Source organism: Novosphingobium clariflavum, assembly GCF_026420865.1.
Taxonomy (GTDB): Bacteria; Pseudomonadota; Alphaproteobacteria; order Sphingomonadales; family Sphingomonadaceae; genus Novosphingobium; species Novosphingobium clariflavum.
On record NZ_JAPCWC010000010.1, the window covers coordinates 73,906 to 91,651 of the forward strand.

The window sequence follows — 17,746 nt, forward strand, 5'->3', positions numbered from 1 at the left end:
CGAGGGGGGGCCGGGCGTCCTATATGCCAAGTCGAATCATGTTGATGCCAGCCCCCCTCTCCCGCCCCCGCAGACCGGACGCCCCGTGCTGAGGCCCCGCCGCCGCGGGATCGCCTCGGTCAACGCCGAAGTGCGCGACGGCATCGTCCCGGCGGCGGGCAGGATCGCGATGACGCCCGATCGCAGCGCGCAGGCGCCCGGCGCCAATTACCGGCTGGTCGCGCTCATCATCGCCTCCGCCCTGTTCATGGAATTCGTCGACGCCACGGTGCTCGCCACCGCGCTGCCGACGATGGCCCGCGATTTCAGCGTCCGCCCGCAGGACATGAGCGTGGCATTGACGTCCTACCTGCTGGCACTGGCGATCTTCATCCCCGCCTCCGGCGTGCTGGCGGACCGCTTCGGATCGCGCACCGTGTTCCGTACCGCCATCGTGCTGTTCATGCTCGGCAGCCTGGCCTGCGGGCAGTCGCCGACGCTGGAGATGATCGTGCTCTCGCGCTTCGTGCAGGGCATTGGCGGGGCGATGATGATCCCGGTCGGCCGTCTCGTGCTGCTGCGCACGGTGGCCAAGCAGGACATGGTGAACGCGATGTCCTGGCTGCTGGTGCCCGCGCTGATCGGCCCGATCGTCGGGCCACCGCTCGGCGGCTTCATCGTCACCTATCTCGACTGGCGCTGGATCTTCTACATCAACCTGCCGATGGGCATGCTGGGCCTGTGGCTGACCGGCCGCTTCATCGCCAACGTGCGTGAAGAGCGCCCCAACCCCTTCGATGCCATCGGCTTCGTGCTGAGCGGCATCGCGCTCGGCTGCCTGCTGTTCGGCTTCGAGATGGTCAGCCGTCCCGGCGAGGCCGGGCTGGCCGGCACGCTGATCGCCGTCGGGCTGGTGGCCGGCACCGCCTATATCGCCCATGCCCGCCGCCGCGAAGGCGCGATCCTCGACCTCGCGCTGCTGCGCGACGACACCTTCCGTCTGTCGGTGATCGCCGGGTCGGTGACGCGCATCACCCAGGGCGCGCAGCCCTTCCTGCTGCCGCTGATGATGCAGGTCGGCTTCGGCTTCTCGGCCGCGCGCAGCGGCACGATCACGGTCGCCACCGCGGTCGGATCGCTGGCGATGAAGAGCTTTGCCCCGCGCATCCTGCGCCGCTTCGGCTTCCGCCGCTCGCTGATCGTCAACGGGGTGATCGCCACGGCTGGCTACGCGATCTGCGGCCTGTTCAATCCGGCCTGGCCGACCTGGGCGATGTTCGCGGTGCTGGTGGAGGCCGGCTTCTTCATGTCGTTCCAGTTCACCGCCTACAACACGATCGCCTATGACGGCATCGACAAGCGCCAGATGAGCAATGCCACCGCGTTCTACGCGACCTTCCAGCAGCTGATGCTCTCGCTGGGCATCTGCGTGGCGGCGGTCGCCCTGCACCTCGCCATGCTGGCGCGCGGCCATGCCTTGCCGACGCTGGGCGATTTTTCCGCCGCGTTCTGGGTGGTGACCGCCATCTCGCTCTCGGCGACGATCTGGAACCTGCGCTTTGCGCCCGAGGCCGGCGCCGAAATCAGCGGCCATTCCGACGATGCGACGCCGACTGGCGCCAGGCCAGCGGGGCAGGAAAGCTGAACCCTTGCCAAATCGGCACCGATGGCGGAATAGTCTGCGACTGCCGCCGTCGGCCGGGGTGATCAAGGGGTTGGTCGCATGCGTATCGCCACCATCACCAACTGGGCCTATGGCGCCACCGTCTGCCTGACCATCGCGGCAGGCGTCGCCATGGTCATGGCCTCCAATGCCGACAGCGCCGAACATGGCGCCATCGTCCAGCGCGACCTGTTCGACCAGCTCACCGCCGAAGTCGAGACCGACCTTTCGGAGCTGACCGATCAGGCCCGCCTCTTCGCGGTATCCGGCGACCCCAGCCACGCCATCGCCTACACTCGCCTGCGCACAGACCTCGGCTCGATCGAGCAGCGCATGGCCAAGCTGCGCGACAATGGCGCGAGCGAGGAGGAACTGCGCTCGCTGCAACAGGCACTGCGCCAGGGTGCCACCCTGGAGGACGAACAGCAGGCCGCCATCGCCGCCATGCGCAAGGGGGACGATGCCGTGGCCCGCAAGATCGTGTTCGGCCCCGAATACGAACGCGAGCTGGAACGCACCCACTTCCTGCTCGGCCGCTTCCGCTACATGCTCGACGAGCGTTCGGACGATGCCGTGGAAGAAGCCGCCACCGCCTCGCAGCGCCTGCGCACGATCTCCGAGGCCATGGTGGCGTTCACCGCCGTGCTGTTCCTCTTCGTGCTGGGCTTCATCCTCAAGCGCCGCATCCTGAAGCCGGTGGTCACGCTGAGCGACGTGGTGAACCGGCTGGCCGACCAGGACTACGAAGTGGAGCCCCCCGCGATCTCGCAAGTCGACGAAATCGGCGACATGGCGCAGGCGGTGCGCATCTTCCGCGAGAACGGCCTCGAACGCCAGCGCCTGCAGAAGGAGCGCGATGCCGACTGGGCGGTGCGCGACCTGCTCGCCCGCATGACCCAGCGCCTGCAGGGCTGCGAGTCGGTGGACGACCTCTACCGGGTGGTGCAGCTCTTCGCGCCGAAGATCGCGCCCGACCTCGCCGGGCGCCTGTTCATCCTCGACGAGCGACACGCGCGCATGGCCTGCGCCGCGCAGTGGCTGACGCCCCACGGCAGCAACCTCGCCTTCAGCCCGGACGACTGCTGGGCGCTGCGGCGCGGGCAGATCCACAGCCCGGGCCACAACCTCACCGACGTGCCCTGCCGCCATGTTGCGCTCGAGGCGGTGCAGGCGACGATGTGCGTGCCGCTCACCGCGCAGGGCGAGACGATCGGCCTGCTGGTGCTCGAAAACCTCTCGGCAGCAGGCGAACCGGCGCCTTCGACCACCACCTACATCGAACTGATGTCCGAGACGGTGGGCCTCGCGCTCGCCAATCTCAACTTGCGCGAGGCCTTGCGCGACAAGGCGCTGCACGATCCCCTCACCGGACTGCGCAACCGCCACGAGCTGGACAGCACGCTGCGCCGGCTGGTGATCGCCGCCGATGAGACGGATGCCCCGCTCGCCTGCCTGATGATGGACATCGACCGCTTCAAGAATCTGAACGACCGCTACGGCCATGATGTCGGCGACCTCGCATTGCGGGCAGTCGCAGGCGCCTTCGCCGGCGTGGTGCGCGACGACGCCATGGTGTTCCGCTACGGCGGCGAGGAATTCCTCATGCTGATGCCCGATTTCGACGAGAAACGGGCGCTTGAACGCACCGCCCTCATACGCGAGCGGATCGCCGAACTGGACCTGCTGCACGAGGGCCAGCCGATCGGTCCGATCACCGTGTCGATGGGCCTTGCCGTCTATCCCCGTCATGGCACCGCACAGACCCTGATCGCGGCGGCGGACGCTGCGCTGCTGCGGGCCAAGGAAACCGGACGCGACCGCGTGGTCGTTGGCACCGCCCGCCACGTCCCCCACGGCGACAACGCCCCCGGCGCCTGACGCGCCCCTGCGCCCTGGCGCACCCTTGCACCCTTGCACCCTTGCACCCCTGCAACCCGGCACCCATGCGCCCGCTCGCGCGATCACTTGGGCGGCGCCCTGTCATGAATTGCAATAAAGGGTTTCCACCGCCCCCGCGAACGACTAGAGGCGCGCCATCCCCGGGGGGCCGCTCATGCGCGGCTGAGAGGTGGTCAGCAGACCACGACCCGCTGAACCTGATCCGGCTGACACCGGCGTAGGGAGGGCTGGCGGCTGATCCGTTGTCCCTCCGATTGGAGTGGACACGAAGCGATGACCGGCAGTTTCCGTACGATTTCCCGCCTCGCCCTTGGGCTTCCCGCCTTGCTCGTGGCCGTTCCGGCACTGGCAGATGAGGCCGATTCCGCCGATGCCAGGGCCGACATCAAGGTCGTCGGCCACCCCGATCCCGAAGGCCTGCTGCCCGACCAGACCGCCCCCAAGGCGATCAGCGCGATCTCGTCCGACTTCATCGTCAAGCAGGCGCCGACGCTCAACGCCTTCCAGCTGGTGAACCTGCTGCCCGGCGCCAATGTCTCGTCGAGCGATCCCTACGGGCTTTCGACCAGTTCCAGCCTGACCATGCGCGGGCTGGGCCAGGACCAGATCGGCGTGCTGATGGAAGGCGCGCCGCAGAACGACATCGGCTATTTCTACGCCTATCCCTCGCAGTTCGCCGATGCCGAGAACGTGCGGCAGATCGCGCTGGCACAAGGCGCCGCCTCGATCGACGCCCCGGTGGTTGCGGCCGCAGGCGGGCTGCTGTCGCTGACGCTGGACGATCCCAAGGCCGAGATGGGCGGCCTCGTCAACCTCTCGCTCGGCTCCTACGATGCCCGCCGCGCCTTCGTGCGCTTCGACACCGGCACGCTGGGCGCCAGCGGGATCAAGGCCTTCATCTCCTATTCGAACAACCGCGCGGACAACTGGCGCGGCGCCGGTTTCGACAAGCGCCAGCACGTCGACGGCAAGCTCCTGCGCGAATGGGGCGCGGGCAACCGCGCCGCCATCGCCTTCTCGTACAACGACGCCAAGACCTCGACTTATGCCAGCCCCTCGCTGGCCGACTGGAAGGCCTATGGCCGCGACTACAACTACGACAGGCAGTACAGCCAAGGCAGCACCACCTACTGGCGCCTCTATCGCGCGCCGTTCCGCAACTTCTACGTCTCCGCGCCGGTCCACCTCACGCTCGGCGACCGGCTGGCCTTCGACACCACCGCCTACCTCCAGTTCGGCCACGGCAACGCCCCTTACGGCACCCAGCTGACGACCACCGGCAACTACCTCGGCACCGAGGAACTGACCCAGCCGATCACGCTGCCCGGCGCGGTCGACGGGACGGCGACGGTGCTCGGCAACTGGACCGGCAAGCAGCGCCGCGTCGGCGACGTCAGCAAGCTCACCCTCACCGCGGGCGCCCACACGCTCACCGCCGGGCTCTGGTTCGACTACGGCACCGACCGCGTCACCCAGTCCTACACCGCGATCGACGCCAGCGGCCATCCGCTGGACCAGTGGGGCTACCAGAGCAAGGCGATCCGCACCGCCGACGGCCGCCTGCTGGCCTATGAGAATGCGCGCACCGAGACCGTCACCAAGGGCTTCTTTGTCGCCGACAGCATCGCCGTGACCCCGCGCCTCGGCGTCGAGCTGGGCTTCAAGGGGGTCGACGTGCTGCGCAATGGCCGCAACTACCTGCCCGGCCCGCAGGACAAGGTCCGCCGCGACAGCTTCGCCGCGCTGCCCCGCGCCGCCGTGCACTTCACGCTGGACGAGCGGCAGCAGCTCTTCGCCAACGTCACCACCAATTTCCGCACGCCCAACGAGTTCGCGCTCTACAACAGCTACTACGCGGGCGAACTGGTCAGCCAGGGCACGAGCGGCCTCAAGAACGAATATTCGGTCTCCGAGGAACTGGGCTACCGCTACATCGGCCCCAGCCTGTCGTTCTCGCTGACCGCCTTCCACTACCACTTCCGCAACCGGCAGGTGGCAACCGTGGTGAACAGCGGCGGGGCGCTGGTCAATTCGACGATCAACGGCGGCAGCCAGACCTCCTACGGCCTCGACGGCGAGATCGACTATCGCCCGGCCAGGGGCGTGAGCGTCTATCTCTCGGGCGAATACCTGCACACCCGCCAGGACGACGATCTTGCCGTGGGCGGCGACTATCTGCCGACCAGGGGCAAGCGCGCCGTCTCCAGCCCCGAGTTCCAGTTCGCCATGGGCACCACTTATGACGACGGCCGCCTGTTCGGCAGCACCGCGCTCAAGCACGTCGGCCGCCAGTACGCCACCTTCATGAACGACGAGAGCATCAAGGGCTACGCCACGCTCGACCTTTCGATCGGCGTGCATCTCGCCGGCCTGATCGACGCGCAGCGCATGGACCTGCGCCTCAATGCGATCAACGTGACCAACCCCCACGTGCTGTCCGGCGTGCAGGCGATCACCGCCAATGCGCTGGATACGACGGCGCGCGGCGGCACGCTGATCTCCGGCTCGGCGCCAACTTACTACGTCGGCAGCGGCCGCGCCTTCGTGGCGACGCTCTCGCGCGCCTTCTGACCATGAGCAGCGCGGCGCCTCGTCCGGCCGATCACCCTCATCGGGTTCACGGGATGGGCACGGCCTGGGAGGCGCCGACCTGGCCTGCGATCACGGCCGGGGAGGCCGCCGCGATCCTCGCCGCTTTCCCGGATGCGGGGGTCTTCGCCGGACTGCGCTGGCACTCGCCGCGCCCGTTCTCGGCTGCCGTGCTGGCACAGACCGACCGCGGCGAATTCTTCCTCAAGCGCCATCACCGGCGGCTGCGCACGCCCGAAGCCCTCGCGGAGGAACATGCCTTCATGGCGCACCTGCGCGGCGCCGGCCTCGGCGTGCCGGATGTCATGACGGCGCGGGACGGCTCCGGCGCGGTGACGCGGGGCGAATGGAGCTACGAACTGCACCGCCGGTCGGAAGGGGACGACCTCTACCGCGACCGGCAATCGTGGACGCCGTTCCTCTCCGCCGCCCATGCCCGCGAGGCCGGCGCCGCGCTGGCAAGGTTGCACCTGGCGGCACGCGGCTTCGCTGCCGCCGAGCGCGGCGCGCACCCGCTGGTCGCCAGCTTCACCATCCTCCCCGCCCCCGATCCGCTGCTGGCGGCCGAGGCCTATATCCGCGCCCGCCCGGCGCTGGGCGCCTATCTGGCCGACCGGGCATGGCGGGCCGAACTGGCGCGGCTGTTCGCGGCGCTGGGCAGCGGCCTTGCCGAGCGGCTCGAACACCAGCCGCTGCTCTGGACACACAACGACTGGCATCCCTCCAACCTGCTGTGGTCACGGCAGGGCACGGTGCGCACGGTGTTCGACTTCGGGCTGGCCACGCAGACCTGTGCGCTCCACGACCTTGCCACCGCGATCGAGCGTACCGCCATCCCCTGGCTCGACATTGCCGAAGGCCGCGACAGTCCCGCCGATGCGCGCTGCGCTCAGGCGCTGCTGTCGGGGTATCGTTCGGTGCTGCCGCTCAGCCAGGGCCAGCTCGTCACCCTCCTGCGCCTGCTGCCGCTGGTGCACATCGAATTCGCGCTTTCCGAGGTGGACTATTTTGCGGGCATCCTCGGCGATCCCGCGCAGGCCGAACTTGCCTGGCAAGGCTACCTGATCGATCATGCCGACTGGTTCCTTTCTGCCGCCGGACAGGCCTTCCTCGGCGCGCTGGAGCGGGGAAACCTCGCCTGATGTCGGCGCTCGAGATCATCGCCGTCATCGTCAGCTTCCTCGGCATCTGGATGACCGCGCGGCGCTGGCTGCTGTGCTGGCCGGTCAGCCTCCTGGCCTGCGCGCTCTACTTCAAGCTGTTCCTCGACGTGCGGCTCTATGCCGACATGGTGCTGCAGGCGCTGTTCGGCCTCGCCATCCTCTATGGCTGGTTCGTCTGGGCGCGGGGCAAGCAGGATAGCGGCGAAGTGGTGGTCAGACCGCTGGCGCTGCCGCGGGCGGCGGCAGGGCTTGCCCTCGGCGCCCTCGGCGGCCTCGCCATCGGCTGGATCACCAGCCGCTACACCGACGCGGCCTTGCCGTGGATGGACGCCATGCTGAGCAGCTTCAGCCTTGTCGCCCAGTACTGGACGGCCCGCCGCCATGCCGCCAGCTGGCTGCTGTGGATCGCGGTGGACGTGCTTTATGTGGGCATGTTCGTGTTCAAGGGCCTGTGGCTCACGGCGGGCCTCTATGCAGCGATGATCGGGCTCGCGGTGATCGGCTACCGGGCCTGGCAGCGCGCGCGGACGCGCACCTGACCGCCCCGCTCCCGCCCGTGGCGAAGCGCCGGCGGCGGTTCAGGCGGCGATCGTCACCCGTTTGAACGCGCTGCGCTTCGGCGCCATGGCAAGGGCGCTGCGCATGCGGTTCTTGCCCGCATTCTTGGCGGCATAGAGCAGCTGGTCGGCCCGGTCATACGGTATGGTGAAGCCTTCCTCGCGCGTGAGGCTGGTCACGCCCATGCTGGCGGTGACGGCCCGGCCCAGCTCGGGCACGCCCCGGGCGACCGCCGCCGGGATCGCCGTGCGCCGCAGTTCGGCGCGCATGTCGGCGTCGGGCCCGCGCACCAGCAGCACGAACTCCTCGCCGCCCAACCGGAAGGCGCGCACATCCGGCCCCGCCTGCAAGGCGATCGCCACCGCCTTGAGCACCGCATCGCCCACCGCGTGCCCGTTCTCGTCGTTGATCGTCTTGAAATCGTCGAGATCGACCACGGCGAGCGTCGTGAAGCCATCGGCGCGAAGCTGCTCGAACTGGCGCTCGATCGCGCGCCGGTTCAGCAGTCCGGTCAGCGGGTCGGTCTCCGACAGGCGCTCCAGCATGTCGATCTCGACACAGGCGCGGTCGCGCTCGCGCTTCATCGTCACGAGGCGATCGGCCATGCCCAGCGTCGTGAACAGCACCTCGCTGACGCAGCCGAGGTAGAACAGGATCATCGCATCGCTGCTGTGCGACCACGGCATGACCCCCGTCACCAGCCGGATCAGCGCCACCACCACCATGGGCAGGTAACCGATCACCTGGAACTTCGCGGCCCGGCTGCCCCTGTTCAGGGCATTTGCCATCGCCGCCACAAAGACCACCAGGACCGGGGCGAAGGCCGCGGTGTAGAGGCTTGCCTGCCAGGGACGGGCAACCAGCGGAAACGCCGCGTGAAACAGGCCCAGCAGCATCGCCCAGGCCGCGCAGAAGGGCAGCAGGCGCCGCAGCCGGGGGGACATCGCTTCGGGCTCGATGAAGCTGTGGGTGAACATCGTCCCCGACGCGATCGTCATCCCGAAGACCACCGCCGTCATCCAGTTCAGCGTCATCGCCGGGGGATCGAAAAACAGCACCGACAGCCCGGAAGAGACGAAGATCGTCATCAGCAGGGACAGGGCCAGCGCCGAATGCCACAGCACGAACGGCTCGCGCAGGGCCCGGTAGAATGCCGCGTTGAACAAGAGCGGCATCATCAGCATGCCGCCCAGCCCGGCGAGGATGAGCAGGAACCGCATGCCGGCGATGCCGTCCCCGGCATCGGCGGGCGCAAGATAGGCGCGCTCCAGCAGCATGCGGTGGCTTGGCCGGTCGATCGCCGCGATCACCCAGCGGGTTTCCGGCGTGACCTCGGGCAGCGGCGCCTTGAAGTAACCGCCGGCCATGGAGCTGGCGAGCGCCGCCGCCGCGATGTCCTGGCGCCGGACATCGCCGCTGCGGTCGACGGCCAGCAGATGCACCCCTTCCAGGGCGCTGCGCCGGGAGAGGAAATAGCGCGGCAGCGGACGCGCAGCAGCCACATCGAAGCGCAACATCACCCGCTCGGCATCGAGCGAAGGCGGCGCCCCCGCGCAGGACCAGCGCGGCGCACTGCGGGCCACCCGCGCGAGGTCTTCCGTCAGGTCGCCCGAAGCCCAGCAGGAACTGCGCACGTCCTGGCCGGCCCCGCCATCGGCGGCGCCGATGCTGACATAGCCCAGGACCGCGACGAGCAGGAACGCGGCCAGGAACGTTTCACGAAAACCAAGGAAGGACATCCTGCCGCATTATGCCCAATTGGTTTCCATACCGATAAGGGCACCGCGCCGATCACGCCTCGCGCTCTTCCGGCCCTGCCCCGGACCCTTGAAGGGGCTAAAACCGCAAGCTGAGCCAGCCCGCGAGGAAATCGGAACTGCGGTAGCCTGCCGAAGTCAGGGCGGGACCGGCCTGGAGGTGCTCGTAGCGGCCGGTAAAGGTCACGCGCGGCGAGATCGTCCAGACCGCCTGCAGGCGCGCCAGTTCGGCGATCTTGCGGGCACGCCCGTTCTGGGTACCGGCAAAGGCCTGGCCGTTGGCGCGGTAGACCGCGTCGGTCACGCTGTCGCGCCAGGCGAAGCGGTACTCCGCGCTGACCTTGACGGCCTTCAGCGGCGAGAAGCTGAAGGTGGGCGCCAGCGAACGCAAGTTCGTGGGCGTCAGGTAGAGCTGGTAGCTGAAGTAGACGTTGTTGCCGAAGGGCGAATAGGCATCCCGCAGCTTGCCATCGCCGTAGCCGCCGCCGCCGCTGGCGTAGTCGGCGCTCAGGCCGACGCGCGGCGCCGCCTTGTCCGCGCCCAGCCGCAGCGACTGGGCCAGCAGCACCTGCCAGGCATCGATCCGCTGGTCGATGAACGATCCCCACTGGTGGTTGACGGTCCAGTCGAGATTGACCGGCCCGGCATCGCCGTAGACGTGGACACCGCCATAGTAGCGGGTCGCCGGGCCGACCCGCCCGCCCCAGGCGCCGACCCCGTTCTGTCGCCGCCAGAGGAAAGGATCGACGAACAGCTTCGAGCCGCCGAGAAACCTCGGCGGGACCGCGTAGCCCAGCGTCACCCCGGAAAACCGGCGCTCGGGATCGCTCTTGTCATCGCGCAGGCCATCCTCGCCATAGGCCGTGGGGCGAAAGTCGAACACGTCCGCGCGCACGGCCTTGCCGCGCACCCAGGCGCGCACGCCGTTCAGGGTGTAATGCATGGTGTTGTTGTCGCGCTGCGAGGTCAGCAGGTTGGGGCCGTCGACGAACTCCTGGCGGCCATAGCGGATGCCGACATCCAGCCCGCCGACCTCTTCGCTGACTTCCGCAAAATACTGCTGCGCGGCAAGACCGTTGCGAAAATTGCTGGACGGCTTGCCGAGGTTCTCGCCGCCGAGGCCGCCATGCGCCAGCTCGCCGTAGAAGCGCAAGTGCGGGCCCACGTGCAGGTCGGCACCGGCGACCACGCGGGAGATGTCCTGGCGCTGCGCCTCACCCTCGCGCAAGTTGGGATTGGTGGTCTGGTTCATCCGCAGGCGCAGTTCGCCAGAGAGCGTCAGGTAGACGCTGTCATCGCCGGTCAGCGGCAGGAACTTGAGACGGTCGAGCGGATCGTCGCGCCGCGCCTTGCTGGCCATGACCCGCCAGTCCTCGGCCCAGCGCGAGATGCTGTAGCCGTTGCTCACGGCGCCGTCGCCGTTGGCGGAAACCGGGTAGGCGGGGGCTTTCGTCTCTTCGGCATGCGCCGTGACGGAGGCGCAGCAAAGGGTTGCGGCAAGCAGCCGCGCAGACAAAATGGTCATCTTCGGGGGGATCCTGTGCGGGGCTCTTGCCCCGTCTTGGTTCAGGCGGAAATCAGGCAGGCTTCGGCGCCGGCTTCAGGTCGGGCGCGCCGTTCGCTCTCCCGCGAGCGGCGCGTGCAGGCGGTCAGATGAGGGCGCGGCTATCGGCGGCGCGGCTATCGGCGGCGGGGGTCTCGGCAGCGGGTTCGCGCTGGGCAAGCACGGCCTTGAAGCGCGCGGTATCGAGCTTGCCTTCCCAGCGCGAGACCACCACGGTTGCCACCGCATTGCCGATGAAGTTCGTCAGGCTGCGGCACTCCGACATGAACCGGTCGACGCCCAGGATCAGCGCCATGCCCGCCACCGGCACCGAGGGCACGATCGAGAGCGTGGCCGCCAGCGTGATGAAACCGGCGCCGGTCACGCCCGCCGCGCCCTTGGAGGAGAGCATGGCAACGCCCAGCAGCAGCACCTGCTGGCCCAGCGTCAGCTCCACGTTGCAGGCCTGGGCGATGAACAGCGCCGCCAGCGTCATGTAGATGTTGGTGCCGTCAAGATTGAAGCTGTAGCCGGTCGGCACGACCAGGCCGACGATGCTCTTGGGGCAACCCGCGCGCTCCATCTTCTCCATCAGCGAGGGCAGCGCGCTTTCCGAGGACGAGGTGCCCAGCACCAGCAGCAGTTCGGCCTTGAGATAGGAAATCAGCGCCAAGATCGAGAACCCGGCAAGCCGCGCCACCACCCCCAGCACCACGACGACGAACAACGCGGACGTGACATAGAAGGTCGCCACCAGCCCGGCGAGATTGGCAAGGCTGCCCACCCCGTACTTGCCGATGGTGAAGGCCATCGCGCCGAAGGCACCGACCGGCGCCGCCTTCATGACGATCGACACCAGCTTGAAGAACACCATCGAGACGGTTTCCAGCAGCGAGAGCGCGGGCGCGCCGCGGTCGCCAAGCATGGCCAGCGAAATGCCGAAGAGGATGGCGATCACCAGGACCTGAAGGATATTGCCCTCGGTCATGGACGAGAGGAACGTGTCCGGGATCATTTCCATCAGGAACCCGGTGATCGTCGTTTCGTGTGCCTTCTCGGAGAAGAGTGCGACCTTCGAGGCATCGAGCGTGGCGGGATCGATGTTCAGGCCGTGACCGGGGCGAACCACGTTCGCTACGATCAGCCCGACGATCAGCGCCAGGGTCGAGAAAAAGAAGAAATAGGCAAATGCCTTGCCTGCCACCCGGCCGACCGCGCGCAGATCGCGCATCGAGGCGATGCCGGTGACGATGGTCAGGAAGATGACCGGGGCGATCACCATCTTGACCAGCTTGATGAACGCATCCCCCAGCGGCTTCAGCGCCTCGCCCGTGGCGGGCGCGAAGTGACCGATGGTGACACCCGCCGCGATGGCGATGAGCACCTGCACGTAAAGATGCGCGTACCAGCGGCGGGGCGCGGCGGACGCGTGCGTATCGGGCAATGGGGTGTGCATGGCAGGCCTTTCTTCCTCTCTCTGCACGCGCAAGACTTATGCTTATCGGGTGCTGACCCAAGGCTGTTCGATTTCGCGCTGCGGCCAAAGACATTTTTGCAATCCATTTAAACCGCCGGTTTCCGGGCACTTGGCGGCGCAGCCGGCCATGACGATGGGCGGAAATCGGCACATTGCACCGCAGCGATGTGCAACAATTTGCACATCGCTGCCACTGCGACTACCTTCCGGGGCGTGAATCGCCGCCATGGTCTCTACTGGCTTGTCGCCGCACTCGCTGCTGCCCTCGTCGCGGGCAGCGTGGCGGGCGAAGTCGTGCGCCGCCGCTCCGCGGCCGCCTTCGCGGCCTCGGTCGCCGCCGACGCGCGCCTGCGACAGGCCCTGCTCGACAGCGAGATCGCCCGCTTCCGCCTGCTGCCGCAAGCGCTGGCCGACGACCGCGACGTGATCGCCGCCGCCCGGGCCGAGCCGGGCGCGGTCAAGCGGCTCAACGCCAAGTTCGAGACGTTCGCCAATCGCATCGGCGCCTCGGCCATCTACCTCATCGGGCCGGACGGTTTTTCGGTGGCGGCCAGCAACTGGAACCGCCGCGAGAGCTTCAGCGGGCGCGACTATCGCTTCCGGCGCTACTACCGCGACGCGATGCGCAGCGGCGGCGGCGCGCAGTTCGCGCTGGGCACCGTCAGCCATCACCCCGGGCTCTACCTGGCCCGCAAGGTGGCCGGCAGCAGCGTGCTGGTCATCAAGCTGGATTTCGACCGGATCGAGGCGCAGTGGCGCACCGCCGGGGGCGAGACCTTCGTGACCAATGCCGACGGCGTGATCCTCGTCACCAGCCGCGATGCCTGGCGCTTCGCGATGACCCAGCCGATCGACACCGCGGCGCAGCAGGCCGTGGCCGCCGACATCGGCGCGCCGGGGCTGAAGCCCAGGCCCTACACGATCGACCGCGAGGGACTGGTCCGCATGGACGAGCGCAGGGGCGCCCTGCAACTGGCCAGCAGCCCGCCCAGCCGCGACGGCTGGCAGGTCAACCTCGCCCAGCCGATCCGCGTCGCGGTGACGACGCCGATGCGCAGCGCCCAGGTCATGGCCGCGCTGCTGGCGCTGCTCGCCGTCGGCGCGGTCTGGTGGCTGGCGCAGCGCAACCGCCGCCGCCGCGAACGCACGGCCCTGCTCGAAGCGGCGGTGACCGAGCGGACCGCCGAACTGCGCCGCGAGATGGAGGAGCGCGCCGCGCTCGAACACCGCGCCGCGCTCCTGCGCGAGGAGCTGCGCCTCGCCAACCGCCTCGCCACGCTGGGCCAGGTGACCGCGAGCGTCGCGCATGAAACCGCCCAGCCGGTGACCGCCATTCGCAACTATGCCGCCTCGGCAGGCCACCTGCTCGACCAGGGTGCCAGCGGCGAGGTGCGCGAGAACCTCTCGGCGATCGACCGGCTTGCCGAGCGGATCGGCGTGATCACCGCCCAGCTTCGCGGGTTCGCGCGAAAGGGGATTGCCGGAGAGGGCGGCGCGGGATCGGTGCTGCTCGCAGACGGGCTCGACGGCGCCCGCCTGCTGCTCAAGGAACGGCTGGCCGCCGTGCGCTACGAGACACCGGACATTCCCGCCGGCCTCCTTGTGCGGGGGGACAAAGTGCGGATCGAGCAGATCCTCGTGAACCTGCTGCAGAACGCCACCGAGGCGCTGGCCGGGCACCCCGATCCGCGCATCACCATCACGCTGGCGCTCGAGGAGAACGTGAACGAGGATGAGGACGAGGAGGGCAAGGCGCAGGCCGTGTGCCTCGTCATTGCCGACAATGGCCCCGGCATCGCCCCCGAGATCGCCGCCCGCCTGTTCACGCCCTTTGCCACCAGCCGCGCCGAAGGGCTGGGCCTCGGCCTCGTCATCGCCCAGGACATCGCCCAGGAATTCGGCGGCTCCCTGCGCCTGCTCCCCGATGAGGCCGCACGAGGCCTAATGCCGGGAACCGGCGGCGCCGCGTTCGAACTGCGTCTGAGACTTGCCTGATGGCCGACAGCTCCCTTCCCGCCAGCCCCCCCGAAAACCACGATGCCGCCCGCGTCGCGCTGGTTGAGGACGACGCCGACCTCGCCCGCGCCACCGCGCAATTGCTTCGGCTGGCGGGTTTCGCGGTGGAGACCTTTGCCGCCGCCGCTCCGGCGCTCGCCGCCATCACTGCCGACTGGCCGGGCGTGGTGGTCACCGACGTGCGCATGCCGCTCGTCTCGGGCATCGACCTGTTTCGCCAGCTCCATGACCGGGACCCCGAACTGCCGGTGATCCTGGTGACCGGCCACGGCGACATCGAGATGGCGGTGCAACTGCTCAAGGCGGGGGCCTGGGACTTCCTGACCAAACCCTTTGCCCCGGACACCCTGATCGCGGCAGTCCGGCGCGCCGCCACCGCGCGCGCTCTCACGCTGGAGAACCGCCGCCTGCGCAGCCTTGCCGAAGCCGACGACGCGCCGCTGTTCCTTGGCGAAAATCCCGCGATCCGGCGCCTGCGCGAAATGATCCCGGTGCTCGCCAATGCCGATATCGACTTGTTCATCGAAGGCGAGACCGGCACCGGCAAGGACCTGCTGGCGCGCCTGATCCACCGCGCGGGCAAGCGCGCCCGCCACCGTTTCCTGCCGATCGCCTGCGCCGGGGTGCCGCAGGCGCTGGCCGATCCGCTGTTCACCGCCAGCGGCCATGCCGAACCCGGCCTCGCCGCCGCGCATCGCGGCACGCTCTATCTCGACGACGTCGACCGCGCCCCGTCCCATCTGCAGGAGCGGCTGCTGCCCTTCGCCGAACAGCGCGTGCTGCGCCGCCGCGACGAGGCCGTGCCGGTGGACATACGCATCATCTCGACCAGCCAGAACGCCGCGGAAGGACCGCCGCCGGCGCTGCTGCCGCCGCTGTTCTACCGGCTGGCCGCGATGCGCCTCAGCATCCCCCCGCTGCGCGAGCGGCGGGAGGACATTCCAGCCCTGTTCGCCCGTTTCGCGGGCGATGCCGCCAGACGCCTCGGCCGCGAGCTGCCGGTGATCACCGCGCCGCTGCGCACCATGCTCGAACGGCACGACTGGCCCGGAAACGTGCGCGAGCTCGGCAATTTCGCCGAGCAGTTCGTGCTGGGGCTGGGCGATCCCGCCCCTGCCCCCGCCCCCGGCGCGGCGAAAGGGCTGACCGAACGGGTCGATGCCTTCGAGCGGGACGAGATCATTGCCGCCGTGCAGGCGGCGGGCGGCGAGATCGGGGCGGCCATTCGCGCGCTCGATCTGCCGCGCAAGACCTTCTACTACAAGGTCAACAAGCACGGCATCGACCTGACCGCGCTTCGCCGCAGGGACTGACTGGGCCGTAAGGACTGACCGGGCCGCAACCGTCCCACCGTCATCGATCTGACACCGGCAGGCCATAGGAGAGCCGCCGTCCCGCAAGCTTCACCGGTTCTCCCGTGCCTGTCATTCGTCCGATCGACATCTGGTTCGCCGATGAGGTGCTTCCCCACGAAGACCGCTTCTTCGCCGCCGCGCTGCGCATCTGCGGCGCGCGCGAGGAGGCCGAAGACCTTGTGCAGGAGGCATTCGCCCGTCTCTTCACGCTGGACGGCTGGGCCGCCATCGACAATCCCCGCGCCTACGTGATCCGCATGCTGCGCCATATCGCCATCGAGCGGTTTCGCCGCCAGCGCATCGTCGATTTCCGGCAACTCGCCGACGCCGATCACCTCGCCCTGGCCGACGACACGCCGGACCAGCACCGCATCATCGCGGGGCGCGACGGGCTGCGCCGGGTGGCGGACCTGATCGCCGGCCTCCCGGAACGCTGCCGCACCGTTTTTGTCCGCCGCCGGATCGAGGGGGAATCCTCGCGGGCGATCGCGCAGGATCTCGGCATCAGCCTGTCGACATACGAGAAGCGGCTGGCCCGCGCCATCGAACTGCTCTCCCGCGCCCGTCTCGACGCGGAGGCGGAACCGCACGGTGCCGGCGATGCCCAGGCCCAGCGCAAGCGGTAGAAAATAAATCGGCCGCGGACTTGGCGGGTTTGCCCGCGCCGCTCGTCTCCTGTTCCGGCCTTTGAACTTACCGCATTCGGAACCATGAGCATCTTCGACGAGAAACGGCATCGGCACTGCAAGGCGACCGGCGAAGCGGCGGTCTGGCTCGCGCGCCATGAGGCCGGCACGATCGATGAAGCGGCTTTCGAGACATGGCGCGGCGCCGCGCCCGGCAATGCCATCGCCTTCGCCCGCGCGCTCTCGGTCTGGCGGGCGGCCGCACCGGATCGCGCCGGGTCCGGGGCCGGGGCCGCCGATGTCCATGCCCCCGCACCGGCTCAAGGGTTGTCGCGCCGCCGGGCGCTGGCCGCGTTCGGCGGCATCGGCCTCGCCGGATTGCTGGCCGCCGGCGGCGTCACCACGCGGGCCTATGCCTGGCAGAGCGCACGCTCCGATGTCGGGCAAAGCAAGCGCCTGATCCTGCCCGATGGCAGCCACGCCATGCTGAACACCGACAGCCAGCTGCAATGGCGGTTTTCCGAAAGCGAGCGCAGCCTGTGGATCCTGCGCGGCGAAGTGGCGCTGGACTTGCGCGCCGGCGTTGCCGCCCGCGTCCACGGCGACGGCCAGGTCGCCCTGCTCTCGGCCGGGCGGTTCAACGTCCGCATCCAGCCTGCGGCGATGGACGTCACCGTGCTCGCCGGTCGGGCCTTGGCGGGGAGCGAGCAAGGCACACCGGCTGCGCCCGGCCAGGTCGCCGCCGCCAACGAGGGGCTGCTGCTCTCCGCCGCCCGGCCCACCGTCCGCCCGGCCAGCCCGCAGCGCATGGCGGCAACGCTGGCCTGGCAGCAGGGCGAGATCGTGTTCGACAACCAGCCGCTGCAGGCCGCCGTGCAGGAGTACAACCGCTACCTCACGGGCAAGATCCTGATCGCCGATCCCGAACTGACCGGCATCCCGGTCGGCGGGCGCTTCACCTCGACCGATCCGGCCGCGTTCCTTTCCGCGCTCGATCTGGGCCTCGGCATCCGCGCCACCCCCAGCGGCGGCGGTTTCGTGCTGACACGCTGAAAAATTTCGCCGCCGCTTGGCGGTTCGGCCCGGCCGGATCGTCTGGAAGGGCAGAGGCGCCGATCGGC

12 protein-coding genes and 1 riboswitch are annotated in these 17,746 nt (G+C 69.0%); of the genes, 9 read left to right on the forward strand and 3 right to left on the reverse strand.

All coding sequences use genetic code 11. The features are described from left to right. Window positions 1-85 precede the first annotated feature (85 nt). The 5 genes from OKA11_RS14245 (at window position 86) to pnuC (ending at window position 7,832) form a co-directional block, all read left to right on the forward strand. Window positions 86-1,624 (forward strand): MFS transporter, encoded by a 1,539-nt coding sequence (locus tag OKA11_RS14245; protein ID WP_267221406.1) that lies wholly within the window; start codon window positions 86-88, stop codon window positions 1,622-1,624. A gap of 78 nt (window positions 1,625-1,702) precedes the next feature. Beyond that, a complete protein-coding gene (locus tag OKA11_RS14250; protein WP_267221409.1) occupies window positions 1,703-3,520 on the forward strand; it encodes a diguanylate cyclase domain-containing protein in 1,818 nt (605 codons plus the stop codon). Between the two features lie 152 nt (window positions 3,521-3,672). Further along, a riboswitch (TPP riboswitch) is annotated at window positions 3,673-3,782 on the forward strand. Window positions 3,783-3,814: 32 nt separating this feature from the next. Next, a complete protein-coding gene (locus OKA11_RS14255; RefSeq protein ID WP_267221413.1) occupies window positions 3,815-6,112 on the forward strand; it encodes a TonB-dependent receptor in 2,298 nt (765 codons plus the stop codon). A gap of 2 nt (window positions 6,113-6,114) precedes the next feature. Next, a complete protein-coding gene (locus tag OKA11_RS14260) occupies window positions 6,115-7,272 on the forward strand; it encodes a phosphotransferase enzyme family protein (RefSeq protein WP_267221415.1) in 1,158 nt (385 codons plus the stop codon). After that, the gene (gene pnuC / locus OKA11_RS14265; protein ID WP_267221417.1) at window positions 7,272-7,832 is read left to right on the forward strand and encodes a nicotinamide riboside transporter PnuC; all 561 of its coding nucleotides are present in this window, start codon (window positions 7,272-7,274) and stop codon (window positions 7,830-7,832) included. Before OKA11_RS14260 ends, pnuC begins: the two co-directional genes overlap by 1 nt. A gap of 39 nt (window positions 7,833-7,871) precedes the next feature. On the opposite strand, the gene OKA11_RS14270 is transcribed toward pnuC, so the two are convergent. The 3 genes from OKA11_RS14270 to OKA11_RS14280 form a co-directional block, all read right to left on the reverse strand. Beyond that, the gene (locus tag OKA11_RS14270; protein WP_267221419.1) at window positions 7,872-9,590 is read right to left on the reverse strand and encodes a sensor domain-containing diguanylate cyclase; all 1,719 of its coding nucleotides are present in this window, start codon (window positions 9,588-9,590) and stop codon (window positions 7,872-7,874) included. Window positions 9,591-9,687: 97 nt separating this feature from the next. Continuing rightward, a complete protein-coding gene (locus OKA11_RS14275) occupies window positions 9,688-11,133 on the reverse strand; it encodes an alginate export family protein (RefSeq protein WP_267221422.1) in 1,446 nt (481 codons plus the stop codon). Between the two features lie 124 nt (window positions 11,134-11,257). Then, window positions 11,258-12,607: a dicarboxylate/amino acid:cation symporter gene (locus OKA11_RS14280; protein ID WP_267221424.1), complete on the reverse strand. Its 1,350-nt coding sequence runs from the start codon at window positions 12,605-12,607 to the stop codon at window positions 11,258-11,260. A 234-nt stretch (window positions 12,608-12,841) separates the two neighbouring features. Between OKA11_RS14280 and OKA11_RS14285 the strand changes: the two genes are divergently transcribed. From OKA11_RS14285 to OKA11_RS14300, 4 genes are all read left to right on the forward strand, one after another. Continuing rightward, window positions 12,842-14,623 carry a sensor histidine kinase gene (locus OKA11_RS14285; RefSeq protein ID WP_267221426.1) on the forward strand — a complete coding sequence of 594 codons (1,782 nt, stop codon included), beginning with the start codon at window positions 12,842-12,844 and terminating at the stop codon, window positions 14,621-14,623. Next, window positions 14,623-15,957, forward strand: a complete 1,335-nt coding sequence (locus OKA11_RS14290) for a sigma-54-dependent transcriptional regulator (protein ID WP_267221428.1) — start codon at window positions 14,623-14,625, stop codon at window positions 15,955-15,957. The genes OKA11_RS14285 and OKA11_RS14290 overlap by 1 nt, the downstream gene beginning before the upstream one ends. 104 nt (window positions 15,958-16,061) lie before the next feature. Continuing rightward, window positions 16,062-16,625 (forward strand): RNA polymerase sigma factor, encoded by a 564-nt coding sequence (locus OKA11_RS14295; RefSeq protein ID WP_267221430.1) that lies wholly within the window; start codon window positions 16,062-16,064, stop codon window positions 16,623-16,625. 84 nt (window positions 16,626-16,709) lie between these two features. After that, window positions 16,710-17,678: a FecR family protein gene (locus OKA11_RS14300; protein ID WP_267221432.1), complete on the forward strand. Its 969-nt coding sequence runs from the start codon at window positions 16,710-16,712 to the stop codon at window positions 17,676-17,678. The last annotated feature ends 68 nt before the right edge of the window (window positions 17,679-17,746 follow it).